The sequence below is a fragment of the Vibrio splendidus genome (assembly GCF_024347615.1).
Taxonomy (GTDB): domain Bacteria; phylum Pseudomonadota; class Gammaproteobacteria; order Enterobacterales; family Vibrionaceae; genus Vibrio; species Vibrio splendidus.
Genome location: NZ_AP025509.1, coordinates 690,667 through 703,916, shown reverse-complemented (window position 1 = coordinate 703,916; position 13,250 = coordinate 690,667). Strand labels below are relative to the sequence as shown.

The window sequence follows — 13,250 nt, the reverse complement described above, 5'->3', positions numbered from 1 at the left end:
TTCGCTAGGGCGTGTAAAGCGCTATGTTGTACCTGAAGCCATGTCTTTACAGTGTTACCTAGGATTTATGGATGTCGCATGACTAGATATGGCAGGAGTTTCCCTGCCATTAACAACACCTAGTAACAATGGGTGAGATTGTACAAATGACTGAAAGTTGCTTTTTGACGGGTTACTTCCTTGCATTAGACTCTATGAAGTAGGTCATAAATACCATGTATAGCAGGACTAAAAATAGTTGGAAAATACGTACGTAAAATTTGTCATCCAATGCGCCGCTGCTCATTGATGTCCCCATAAGTACATTGAACCCCGTAAAAGCCGTAATATATATAGGCGCCTTTTGTGGAACGGTATAAATCTTTATTCCGAAAAGCGTAATGACACTGAGTACAACCATCATATATACATACATATTAGGTGTTAAAGATATGATGAGAAAAGTGACGAATGTAATTAGACCTGCGAGGATGTTACTTACTGTGAAAAATAACGCGGTCTTACCGGACGTTTCACTGCTCGCCATTAACGATAATAACATTACAAATGCAACGGTAAGCAGTATCTGAGAAAGTTGAAAATAGAAGTAAAAGCATACGAGGGGAAATGAAATCACCCATGCGCGTATAGCGGCTGTCCATCGCATTTCTTTGGTAAGTGGAGATGCGGGAAAGCCAACAAAGTCCGTCTTCTCTTCTTCGGGAAAATAAACGTGTGAAAGGGCATACAAAGCTACGGCCAAAGTGCCTGAAAACGCAAAACCGATTCCTACAGTCAGCGCGGATGCTTGATCGATTATCGTTATAGATGGAAGTAATATCAGTTCGATCATTAAGAATGTTGCGAACATGACCCATTTAGGGTCGGTAAATAAATAGTATGCCCAAAGCATCCCGAGTGTGAGTATAGAAAGAAAGGCAATTTTATACTCAGGGAGCCCCGTTGATACTGCGAATCCAATTACAGCGGTGGATAGAAGCGCATAGGCCAACTGTTTGACATGGAGAATATGAAATTGAGGTTTATCAGTGATAAATTTTGCGGTCAGAAGTGGCGTACAAAAAGCTAATGGCCAGTTAAACCATAGTGCAAGGAATGTTGCCAAGCCGACTGTCGTGACGTAGCGAAAAATCCTACGCTCTTGTGCTTGATCTATTTTATCGAACATAAGAGAACAAGCTCACTACGTTAATCCAGAATTTTCCAAGTAGATTAAATAGAGTGTTTTCGCCAGTATAAACGATGACATCTGCTTGGCCTCCAATTCGCATTGATTGGATCGCTGATGGTTCGTTTATTTTGATCGTAACTGGAATACGTTGTGTGTCTCTTAACCATCCATTTTGGTTTTGTACACTCGCAAGGTCGCCAAGTTGTTCGTTTTTACCCCATGTGACTCCCAGGTCGATTGAAGAAACTGTGCCTTTGAACGTAGTGCCTGGAGCAAGATCTAATGCGATTTCAACATCATCGCCTGGTTTTATATTACCGAGACTATTTTCTCTAAAATAAGCTTCAAGCCATAATTTGTCGCTTTCTACGAAGGTGACCAATGGAGAGCCTGAAGAAGCGTAAGAGCCTTCTGATAAACCCAAGTTGGTTACCGCACCAACTGAAGGCGCAGATAGGGTTGTGCGCGATAAGTCCAATTGGGCTTTTTGTAATTCAAGTAGTGCTGATTGTATTTGTGCATTTTCCTCTCCGTTAGGACCCACTTGAGCTTTGGCTTTTGTTAGATTAGCGCGAGCGTTCATGACCTCAGCATTAGCTTTATCAATAGTGGCACGTGTTGTATCTGCATCAGACTTTGATACAACCCCTTTGTCTGCCATCGCTAATACTCGTTGACCCTGACGCCGAGCATTTTGTTGTGCAACTAACGATGTTGTGAGTTGTGCTTGAGCGGAAATAATACTGGCCATTTGCGCCCCAACTTGCTGCCCGGCTATCTTCAATTTTGCTTCTGCTTGTTTAACGGCTATCTCATAGTCGGTAGAGGCAATTTTGAGCAACACGTCATTTTTCTCTACTTTAGTGTTTGCTGTAATATTAATTTGTTCTATTAAACCTGATACTTGTGGTTTTAAGGAAATGACGTTGCCTTCAACTCTAACGTTGTCGGTAGTTGGAATAATCCTGTCTGAAACTACAGCGATGCCAATAGAAAGTATGGTGAATGCCAACAGACTGTTTGTCGCTGTTTTTACTTTATTGATTGGTTTCTTTTTTTGCGTTTCAGTGTCGATATTTTTTATTTCTGACATGTGAGGCTCTCAATTTAAGATTCTGATATGTAGGGAGTTAGGTGTTCTACTCCCATCAATGAACCATCACGTTATTAATGAGAGAGTGAACTATTTTTAAGATGAAAATAAGATCAAATATCTTGATTTAATGGCCATGTCGTGACATTTAATTTTTTATTTGCGTGATGAAATTGAAGCCTATGCTAGGCAGAGTCAAATCGGTATTAATTAAATTGGTTATTTTTGATGTGTCACCAAATGGCAAGCATGACGTTAGATGAATGATTAACATGGATTTTGAACATCAATTGCAGCCAATTAAGAGGTTCGAGAACTGCAATTGAAACAAGACTAACGTTAAAGGGACTGGATATGAAACTGATAAAGACTCTCGCATTATCTATGATTGTGTTGACTGCCAACGCGTATGCAATCACAGATGCCAGTAAGATTGGCGCAAACTCAGGTGCTATGAATTACTGCTACGATAACTTTTCTGACCCTAGCCAAAATTCGAAATATAAAATTCTCAAAATGAAGACCTACGAAAAGTACCGAGATCTACCTAGTGATGAACGTGCACGAGCGTTATTAATGAAAAGGGCTGCAGAAGATGGCGATTATTTAGGAGACCCTTTAGATAAGAATCGATGCAATAGCCTTAGAAAGATGCTCTATATTCAATACAACTAAATAGTATGAATTTAACCCCTTATTTGATTTACCAAGTCAGGGGTTTTCTAATTCTTAGGCACGACTGTCAACATATCAAACGAGAAATATCTAATGATAAAGAAGGTTCCAACGTATGGCGTTACCGAATAGAGGAGTACCACTTGTTCGCACAGATTGTGTTCATGATCTGGCTGAACTCTTTAGTGAAATAGATATTAATGTTTATTCTTTGATCACTGGTGTTAAAGCACCTGTTGACATACAAACGTGTGACTTCCCGTTTATACCTGAGACTGTTTTACTCAACATAATCAGAACTTTTGGTCAAAGTGTTTCGTTGGACACATTTGTGACTCGTGTTTGGTTAATGTGTAAGAACACCTATATACCTGGCGTGATTGCTCAGTTGGTTAAAGCAAGGGAGGGCACTGTAAAAGAAGCGCTAGAAGAATTCTGTGAAATCATTCGATATTACTCAAGTGGAGTTAGAATATCGTTAAAGCTCCATAATGATTGTTACTGGTTAGTTCGTGAAAAAGAGGGCGCGACACAAGACTGGTTTAAGTATGCGGAAATTTTCTCGATCATTTTTCTGGATGAGTTGATAACAGCTTTGACAAAAAAAAACAGCACAGAAAAGTATGTGACAATTGTTAGCCCACATACGGAGTGCTTTTTTGAATGTTCAAAGTTAGCACATGTTCAGTTTTTCACACTCCGTTCAGTCACAGGTATTCGCCTAAATAACGAACTTTTGAATCAGAAAGTTAACTTAATAAAAAATTCAGGAAGAGAGGTCATAGATCGAGAAGGCATACCTAGTGATTTTTTGTGCTCATTCAAACATGCCATGCAACCATATTTGTCGATGGGAAAGCTACCTATATCGACAGCTGCGAACATACTGGGAATGAGTCCTAGGACTATCCAGAGGCGCTTATTCGGCGCAAGTGTAACTTATCGTGAAGTGTTAGATGATCTTATTTTAAATGAGGCTCAGGTTCGACTGAAGTACTCGGACGACTCAATAACGTCAATAGCGACCAATATCGGCTACGGTGAGTCTGCTAACTTCACTCGTTTCTTTAAACGCAAAACAAGGCTTACTCCTTCACAGTTCCGCGGTAGACATCAGTGTTTATAGGTTTGTGTTTATGGGGAAGCGTTATGTTTGATTCAAAACTCGATATCTTGTTTTTAGAAGTGACACTTTGCTTTCTTTCTTTTTCTAGCCATAAGAACTTTAGTAAATCGCATTCACGTGGCGCGATATGACAATTCCTCAAAGCTCTAATCCAATAACATTATTGGGTAGACAACAAATAGAGGAATCATCATGTCACATCGTTTTAATGAATATCGCTTACCACTTGAAAGCTCTCTCAAACATGCAGTTTCTTACCTAGAATCTTTAGCAGATAGACCAGTAGACAAAGGTACAACCTCACAGGCGTTACGTGAAGCTATCGGCGGGGATTTACCATTGCGACCAACAGACCCATCACAAGTGATTAATGACATGGTAAAGAATGTCGATGCTGGTTTAATGGCGTCTGGTGGTGCACGTTTCTTTGGGTACGCGATTGGCAGCTCTTTTCCTGCTTCACTAGCAGCCGATTGGCTCGTGAGTGCTTGGGACCAAAATGTTCCTTATTACGTTTCTAGCCCTTCTATGTCTGTTGTTGAAGAAACAGCGGCAGAGTGGATGGTTGAACTACTAGGTTTAAATCAAGGTACGGCAGTAGGTTTTACTTCTGGTGCTCAAGAAGCGATTTACACCGGTTTGATTACAGCCCGCAATACACTGCTTGAACGCGCTGGTTGGGATGTGGTGACAAAAGGCTTGTTTGGAGCTCCTCGTATTAACGTTGTTGTCAGTGATCAAATTCATTCAACGATCAAGCGCGCGCTATCCATGATTGGCATTGGTCTTGAAACGATTGTCAAAGTACCAACTGACGATAACTTACGCATTATCCCAGATAACCTAAAAGAAATTATTTCAGGCTTAGAAGGCCCAACGCTTGTTTGCGCTCAAGCTGGTTGTATTGATTCCGGTGCTTTCGACCCATTTAATGAATTGGCTGATGCTGTCGAGAATCATGGCAACGCGTGGCTTCACGTAGATGGTGCAATTGGTTTATGGGCCGCCGCAAGTGATAAACAAAAGCATTTATTAGCAGGTATTGAACGTGCAGACTCTATTGATACTGACGGGCATAAATGGTTCAACATGCCGTATGACAGTGGAATGATCATCGTAAAAGATGCAGCTGCATTATCTAAAGCGATGGGCGGTAGTAACATGGGTGACTACCTTAATGATGCAATGGAAAAACCAGATCGAAATGCGATTAATTTTGGTATTTCTGCATCAAGAAGAGCACGTGGCGTTCCTGTGTATGCAGCGTTCAAATCATTAGGTAAAGAAGGGATTGTTGAGCACATTGATCGTTGTACTGAACTAGCACAACGTATGGCGAAAAAACTTTCCGCAGTAGAAGGTATCACAATTCTGAACGATGTTGTGTCCAATCGTTTTTCAGCACAATTTGGTGAAGGTGATGATATCTACCGCAATGAACTCACGGATCGAGTTGTTCATCGTTTACAGGAAGAAGGAACACTATATCCATCAACTTCGGGTTACAAAGGCTTGAAGACGATGCTGTTCTCTGTTCTGAGTTGTCATACTTCGACCGAAGACATCGATCTTTCTGCTGAAAAGATCGTTGAAGCATACCTGACGGAGAAAGAACTGATGGATCATAAAACGTTGTAGCTTAATCCTTTGAGTAAATGTAAACCCCAACGATACGTTGGGGTTTGTTGACTTGTCACTATCGAATAAATAAGCGTACGATGTTGCTATTTATCGCAGGTTGATTCGAAATTACACAAAAAATAGGAGTTATGATGAAGTTAAAATTTATAACGAGCATCATATTTATATTTCTAATAGGCGGATGTGCACACTCATTAATCGCTGATGAGCATATTATCTCAATGGATGGGACGCATAGGTTATTTGAAGTCGATGGGAGCTTTCAATACCTTGGTGATTTTGATTATAGAAAAGTTAATAATGAGAACGATAGCGTACTAAGTACAAATCATACTGAAGTCAAAGTTTTTTCTCAAGGTCAGGGTGAAGTGATACTCGCGCAAATGTCGCGTTGTAGCAATTGTGATTTTGATCTAATCAATCGTAATAAAGAGAGAAAAATTGCTCTAAAGGTGAGTGGCTATAATATAGTAAAATATAGGCAGGATATAAGTGGTTTATATAAATCTCATCCTACTTATGTTACTAAATTAAATGAATTATTGTTATCCGATGTTGATAAAATGAAAAACTATTGCTTTGATTATTATGAACTACCAAAAAGAAGAGCTAACTTAAAAATCGGTAGGTTAGTCTCTTGTGATAACTTAGTGTCAAGCCTTCCTATAAAGAGCATAAATGTAATATGAAAAATATAATATCGGCTCAATCTCATGTTGTTTACGGTCATGCTGGAAACAGTTCTGCTGTCTTCCCAATGCAACGTTTAGGATGTGAGGTCTGGCCGATACATACAGTACAATTTTCTAACCATACTCAGTATCCAGAAGGGTGGAGTGGTAGCGTATTTCCACCAAGCGATATCGACACGTTGATGGATGGTCTTGATGCGATCGGAAAACTACCTGAGTGTGATGCTGTTTTAACTGGCTATCTAGGCAGTGAGAGTCAATGCGATTCGATTATTGCTGCAGTAAATCGAGTAAGACAAACCAACCCTTCGGTTTTATATGTTTGTGACCCTGTGATGGGCGACGTAGATAAAGGCTGTATTCTCCCTGCTGGTGTTACTCAACGATTGATTGACGACATCATGCCAATTGCTGACGTTATCGTGCCGAATCAATTTGAATTAACTCAGTTTACTGGGGTTGATATTAAAACAAAAGAAGATGCCATTAATGCTTGTCAAAAAGCTTTAGAGCTAGGTCCTAAAGTTGTGTTTGTTAAGCATCTCCATGTTATTTCAAAAGAGCACTTTACGATGATATTGGCGAGTGGTGAAGGTGTGTTTCTCGTTCAACGTCCTTACTTCGATTTTGAACGCCAGCCCGTCGGTGTTGGAGATTTGATTTCGGGGATCTTCACCGCTTTGATCGTAAACGGCTTATCTATACGAGAAGCTTTCCAACATTGTAACGCCGCCTGTTATGGTGTGCTTAAACAGACCTACAACGACGGGAGTTGGGAACTCAGAACGGTTTCAGCGCAAGATGAAATTGTTAAGCCTACCCAATATTTCGAAATGATTAAGCTTGCTTAAGCTGGGTTACTGGAATAGTTGGCACTACATGTCTCTGTGATTTCTGTTTATCGGGTTGCCTCTGTAAGATGACTATGACTCTCTGCGTGGCTTAGTGATGGACAGTTGAGTTGGAAAAATTGTGCAGTTTTTCTAACTCAGCAGCAATATCGATTGCTTTAATAACAGTAGGCCAGCTGTTTACGGCTCGTAACATTCAAGATGCTATAAGGAAATAAAGACGTAATTTGCTAGCTTGTTGTTGAATGAATGCAAGTTGGTGTATAACTTGAATTGGTTGTTAACTTCCTAGTGTGAGTGATTTTGTCTGTTTCTTTGATGATAAACCAGGAAGGCTGAAAGTTTAGGTTCTAATTTTCAAGGGCTTAATTTTAATACGTCTGTTTGAAAAAGAACTGCAATCTGCATTTTTGTATTTATGTTCATAATTTCAACTATATGTCTGGTTGTATAATAGTCTCTAAACTATTGATAAAATGTGCTTTTCTTATCGCTTCTTTTCTATTAGTGACATTTATTTTTTTGTATATGTTGTATACGTGCGTTTTTACCGTACTTTCTGAAATAAATAGTTCGCTTGATATCTCTAGATTTGAATCTCCTCTGACAACTCGTTTAAATATCTGAGCCTCTCTTTTCGTCAGGTTAGACAGTATTACCTGAGACTTGAAAGTATAAGAGCACGCATTGGATAAAATATGTGACATTAACTTCCTAGGTAGCCATAGATCGTCATCACATACTGTTTTTAAACAACGTGTAAGGTGTTCAATAGGAGCATCTTGATAAATCATCCCTTTTATATTAAACAGGTTGAATAGCTGCATTACGGTAATACTCTGTCCGGTAATATCTGAGGGAACGTCATAGACTACCCATTTACTGGACTCTATTTTTGATAAGATGATGTTGATATCTTCGATATTTTCCAAGAGTAAGTAGCTAATGAGAACGACATCGAACGTTTTATGATTACGAGAGCGCTCAATGCTTAAAATACATTCTCTGCTAAAAGAAAAATCACTGTATTTCCCAATTTCTCGTTGAATAAACTGGTTGTTAATACCGTTGTCACCTACCAGGAGTATGTGCTTTAAATTATTTTTATTTTCATACATAATTTACTCCGAAACTGAAAAATCACGTTTGATTGTATGATGATAGATTTTATATAATTGAGTTGCATATCTCACTTTTTATATAATTACATAGTTATGGTTGTTGTGAAAGTTGGGGTTCGATAGAAATTTGTAATGTATCGTCATATTGTCCTCCTGGTTTGTTCTCTGTCTCACCGATGACAAAACTCAAAGGAATAGGCTGACCAATCGTAGCGGAAAGACGTTGAATTCTTGCGTCAAGTTGTTCAAGGTTTACTCTGTCGTTTTCGAGGGAAAGTTGGTATGGAATGTCCCATTTTGCCTCATTAGATTCATGACGTAGCATTCCTTGATGGGATGATTCCAATACGATGGTATAAGCTGTATTGCTTTGAACCCATAGGTTAGGTGCGGAACGAATAACCTTGTTGGAATATAAAGTCCCTAGATCAAGGTCATAATGTTGTTGGGTCAATCCATAAAAATGAATTTTTGCAGCAGGCGGAACGTTAACAGATACCGGGAGTGAACTAGGGCTAATTTCTATTTGTTTACTATCTGAGGTATAAGAAGGCGAGACTTCCAATAAGCCTCGATAGGTTCCTGACGCTAACCATTGTTTACTTGGGAAACGCATTTGTATCGTTGCCGAAGGTTGGTTTTCGGTTAATGATAAGTGCCATTGATTAGCCACTGATATACCAATCTGCCCACTCCATTCAAAGTCGAGTTTTGCTTGGTTTACCCCTTTTAACGATCGACTGGTATCGTTAAGTTGTAAAATTAAGTCTAATTTGCAGGGTTCACCTATTATGATCGCATCTATACGGTAAGTGTTTATTGTTGCGAACGTTCCTGCGCTGAAAACATCATATTGTGATTTCGATGAGACGGGTTGAATCGCCAAGGCACTGGCTTCACACGCCAATGCCGAAGGTACATGGTTTATGGCGATGAGGAACAAGGATCCCCAAAGAACTTGTTTATTCCACATAAACATCTCCTAGTCTTATCAAGTTGTCACTGCGTTCACTGAGGGTAATGATGACTGATTCTTGTTCTTTGGTGTCGAGTACCAATTGATATTTCCCCGGCTTTAATCCAGAGATTGCGAATATGCCGTTACGATTGGTAAAGAAGTCAATCGGCAACTGTTTTGCTTCACCAAGGTAATGTGCTACACCAGCGACAAGTGAAATAGGGTTGTTACTTTGACGATCGAATAGCTTGCCAATAACAGTTAATACAGCATCAGATCCGATCTGTAGCTGGAATCCCCGTTTATAACCAGGCTTAATCCAAAAAGCACCATCGCCTAAGTCATACCCTGGTGGCAAGTTATCGACCTCGTAACCGACTACTTGGCCATTATAAGCAACAAGGTCAGGAACCATGGCACTTGCATCTCCTTTAAGGTAAACGCGTGCGTACTCACCATCTCTTGTTGGGTCGACAGCCACATCATTTTTTGCGAGGCTTTCGTGCTTGCTAACAATAGCAAATGCTTCGCGCACCGGTCTGCCGATCGTCACAGATGAACCTGCAAAAGCAAGGGCACTACTTATCGTCACATCAGTACTGTGATTTCGTGTTTCACCACTAATGTCTTCAAGCCGCGAAGCGTGGGTCGCGTTTAATTCATAACGGTTAGCCGTGTAGTTAATCCCAGCATCCATATCGGCATCCGTTTCTTCGTTAGTAATGACACTCGCAAACGCCGACATCCCCCCGGTGTTACCAATATTATTCTGATAGCTGTAATCTAAGGCGGCTTCATTAAGCTCTGTGGTGTAACGACCGACTACACGAGTTTGTCGACTAAGAGGCCAACTTATGGTGACAGTAGTGCTGATATCATCGTCTTCGGTTGCGTTATGCCGATAGTTAACGCGGGCACTCCAGGTGGCGGGGGTATCAAACAGTCCGTCCGATAAACTCGGGCTTATCAGCCAATAATCGTTTTCTTTGTCTACTCCCGAGCGATAATTGAGGGTCATGGCCGCGCGTAAAGACTGACCAAGGTAAATAGAGCTGAATGCAGATACATAATGGGTGGTTAAGTTGATATCGATATCGGAAGCATCAAACCCTGAGACCCCAGCAAAATTGTTGGTCAGATATTCATAGCTCACACTCAGTTGTGGGGACAGCGTATTCGTATTGGAAAATTCCGCATCGAACGCAAATTTGTAAGCGTCGCCAGTTCCAAATGTAGGGTGTTCGCTACGCGAAGCATTGAGTTCAGTGACGCCCCATGTAGAAGCGAATAACGCGGTAGCACCATATTGGTAAAGATCTTCACGGGTTTGGAAGTTGGTACCTAACGTTAACCAAGGATTAATACCCACATCGACATAACCATGGAAAATACGCTCGTTGGTTAGGTATTCTAGTTGTCCATTTTGTAATTCAGAAGGTGCTCCATACATGACGCTATATTCAAACTCACCGCTATTGAGCAAGTCGTTCCCGGTCGCAACAGAGAACTCGATGCGTTCTTCATTCCCGGAGCGGTCGGTGATGACGAGTACAATATCATTGCTACCTTGCGCTAGAGGTATGTCACTAAGGTTATAGCTACCGGCGCCTAGCGTTAATCGCTGGACTGCAATCCCATCTATATAGACATCGACATTTGAAGCTCTTTGAAGTGTGAATGATTGATTGGCCCGTGGTCGTGCATTTCTGGTTGGAATGAGTGTGAAATCTCGAGTTAAGCCAATACCAAGTATGTCGGTGCTGTCCTGAAAAGATTGACCACTGTTGTACATATCGCCGAGTACAAGTCGTGTGCCTTGTTCTGCAAAGTCAATATTAAGACGAGATCCTTCTCTTACGTATCGCGAATCTTGTGATGAACTGTTTTCTAAATAGGATTCATATTCAAAGTTTAGAAAACCAATGTTAAGTGCTGAGTCAAACTGACTGCGATAGAGGTCCTGCCTTGACGAATTCTGATCGACATATTGGCTCTCATTAGCCGAAAGGGCAAAGTTAACGTATCCACTAAGCAAACTTGGCTCGGCATAGTTATAAAAATCATCTGCACCGTTCATAGACAATTGCTGGGTTAAGCTAAATTCAGGCGGTACCGTCACGATGCATTCTAATGAAGAGAAATCGAAACTAAGGCCCAGTCCTACGCTCTCAAAATGGTGCTGAGACAGCATATTATCGTCTGTTGTGTCAGTTAGTTTCCCAATACCTTCTTGAGTTACGACGGACGAAAGGAGAGAAAGCGTACTTTCCTTCGGTAACAAGATTTCATTGTTTGCGGTAATGATAATGTCCGCTTCGCCAAGTATGGTGTCACTTATCCTTAACAAAGAGGTAAGTTGAATATCTCGTCCAGTGGGGTTCAAGACCATTTCTTGACCCCAAGCAGCAGGGCTTAAGGCAGCACAATAAAAAAGTACTAATACCAAGACATACAAAACTTGCCATATGTTGTGATAGGTTTCAGTCTTCATGCCCATGGTAAGTGCCCACTGGTAAATAATTTAAAGAAGAAGGCAAAGTAATAATGGAGCGTGGTGGAATAAACTGCTCACCTAAAGCCTCATGTACTTTTTGGCTCTGAGATTCGAGCCCCGAAAAATTAAGTAACGATGTATAGGTAAATCGTGACCCAGAATTAGTGAGTGTTAGTTTGCCTTGTTCATCTATGTGTAATTTCACGTCAGGCTCTAAAGAGGATGAGTGAATGTGCAGCAACGCATTATAGTGAACTTGTAAATTGATACCGGTTGTTAAGCCGATGGGTTTATCTATTCTCGCGTTGTTCTGGCCAATATTCACGGTACTGAAGCGAACGAAGTAACTCTGGGAGGTTTCGAGTGATCGGTTTCCCAACCACTGTATACGGAATACTTGGCGTGCACCGGGTGCCAACATCGCAGCTGGTGGAAACACAAACATCTCTTCACTCGATAGATCTGATGTTTGGAACGTGCCATCAGATAAGAAGTTCAAACGACGAACGTTAGCTTCTAGTGGGAGAGCTTGTGTTGAATTGTTAGTGACAACCAGTTGCGATGTTGCCCGGTGATCTGTATTGAGCTCAATGACGGTTGGAAACAATGTTAAGCCAAACGTATGTGCACACAGAAGCCAATAAATGAGCCCACCCAAGATATAACGTCTCATTGCTATTGATCCTGCTCTATTTCAATCGACAGGGTGTTCACGTTATAATTTTTAAGAGGCTGCATTTCGAAAAAGCGAGTGGAGTAGGGAAGAACCAAAGTACCCGGAATACGTTTAGCGATTTCTACGCCTTTTAAATAGGTTGAATTTTTACCATCAGATATCTTCCATGTTGTATTGGTTAATCGACCATAACTATTACCACTGTTAAGTACTTCAAGAACCCATTTGTTCTTTTTGTCATTTTGCTCGATGCTTTTAATTTCTAGCTGGGAAGCTGTGTTCTGAGGTCGCACGTTGATAAGCGTATTAAACTGAAGTAAAAGACTTACTTGCCCTTGATTACTGCTCGCTCTTTGAACTTTTACTTGCTTAACAGCAATGCGATACGCTTTAGATTCTGTGATGGAAGGATCGCCTAAATACCGCACCATAATGGATTGTGATCGTCCAGGTTCTATTATTGCGGTCACCGGTATCACTAATAGCTCGTCATCTGCAGGCGTCGTGGTCTCTTTTCCATATTCGTTCATGGTCATAAATACTGGAGACAATTCAACCGTGAGCGGTTCGGTTGAAGAATTTTCAACCCTCATGGTCATTTGAGCTCTTTTGCCAAGCGGTGTCATTTCCATAGACATCGGTTCGACTTTGAACGCATGAGCGGACAGACAAGTGAATGACAATAGGAAAAGAACGATCCATTTATACATAGCGAAGAGCTCCAAATTAAACTTATGTCGTTGATATTGATA

At 40.7% G+C, this 13,250-nt stretch carries 12 protein-coding genes; 5 read left to right on the top strand and 7 right to left on the bottom strand.

From position 1 onward, the window contains the following. Positions 1-172: 172 nt before the first annotated feature. Together OCU90_RS20485 and OCU90_RS20480 are read right to left on the bottom strand one after the other, a co-directional pair. Positions 173-1,168, bottom strand: a complete 996-nt coding sequence (locus OCU90_RS20485) for a DUF2955 domain-containing protein (protein WP_061025105.1) — start codon at positions 1,166-1,168, stop codon at positions 173-175. After that, positions 1,158-2,264, bottom strand: a complete 1,107-nt coding sequence (locus OCU90_RS20480) for an HlyD family secretion protein (protein ID WP_061025108.1) — start codon at positions 2,262-2,264, stop codon at positions 1,158-1,160. The genes OCU90_RS20485 and OCU90_RS20480 overlap by 11 nt, the downstream gene beginning before the upstream one ends. Before the next feature lie 354 nt (positions 2,265-2,618). On the opposite strand from OCU90_RS20480, the gene OCU90_RS20475 reads away from it, so the two are divergent. From OCU90_RS20475 to pdxY, 5 genes are all read left to right on the top strand, one after another. Next, positions 2,619-2,939, top strand: coding sequence for a hypothetical protein (locus tag OCU90_RS20475; RefSeq protein ID WP_240513414.1), 321 nt, complete (start codon positions 2,619-2,621; stop codon positions 2,937-2,939). Between the two features lie 115 nt (positions 2,940-3,054). Then, positions 3,055-4,065 (top strand): helix-turn-helix domain-containing protein, encoded by a 1,011-nt coding sequence (locus OCU90_RS20470; protein ID WP_061025110.1) that lies wholly within the window; start codon positions 3,055-3,057, stop codon positions 4,063-4,065. Positions 4,066-4,257: 192 nt separating this feature from the next. Beyond that, positions 4,258-5,703, top strand: coding sequence for a pyridoxal phosphate-dependent decarboxylase family protein (locus OCU90_RS20465; protein WP_061025111.1), 1,446 nt, complete (start codon positions 4,258-4,260; stop codon positions 5,701-5,703). A 131-nt stretch (positions 5,704-5,834) separates the two neighbouring features. Beyond that, complete coding sequence (locus OCU90_RS20460; protein WP_143700568.1) at positions 5,835-6,395, top strand: hypothetical protein; 561 nt, start codon at positions 5,835-5,837, stop codon at positions 6,393-6,395. Beyond that, positions 6,392-7,249, top strand: coding sequence for a pyridoxal kinase PdxY (gene pdxY / locus OCU90_RS20455; RefSeq protein WP_061025115.1), 858 nt, complete (start codon positions 6,392-6,394; stop codon positions 7,247-7,249). Before OCU90_RS20460 ends, pdxY begins: the two co-directional genes overlap by 4 nt. Before the next feature lie 434 nt (positions 7,250-7,683). Here pdxY and OCU90_RS20450 read toward each other — a convergent pair whose 3' ends face one another. From OCU90_RS20450 to OCU90_RS20430, 5 genes are all read right to left on the bottom strand, one after another. Beyond that, positions 7,684-8,367, bottom strand: coding sequence for a response regulator transcription factor (locus OCU90_RS20450; protein WP_004731200.1), 684 nt, complete (start codon positions 8,365-8,367; stop codon positions 7,684-7,686). Between the two features lie 94 nt (positions 8,368-8,461). Further along, positions 8,462-9,343, bottom strand: coding sequence for a hypothetical protein (locus OCU90_RS20445; RefSeq protein ID WP_061025117.1), 882 nt, complete (start codon positions 9,341-9,343; stop codon positions 8,462-8,464). After that, the gene (locus OCU90_RS20440; protein ID WP_061025189.1) at positions 9,333-11,717 is read right to left on the bottom strand and encodes a fimbria/pilus outer membrane usher protein; all 2,385 of its coding nucleotides are present in this window, start codon (positions 11,715-11,717) and stop codon (positions 9,333-9,335) included. Before OCU90_RS20440 ends, OCU90_RS20445 begins: the two co-directional genes overlap by 11 nt. 91 nt (positions 11,718-11,808) lie before the next feature. Beyond that, positions 11,809-12,495, bottom strand: a complete 687-nt coding sequence (locus OCU90_RS20435) for a fimbrial biogenesis chaperone (protein ID WP_061025119.1) — start codon at positions 12,493-12,495, stop codon at positions 11,809-11,811. A gap of 2 nt (positions 12,496-12,497) precedes the next feature. Further along, complete coding sequence (locus tag OCU90_RS20430) at positions 12,498-13,208, bottom strand: fimbrial biogenesis chaperone (protein WP_061025121.1); 711 nt, start codon at positions 13,206-13,208, stop codon at positions 12,498-12,500. Positions 13,209-13,250 lie beyond the last annotated feature (42 nt).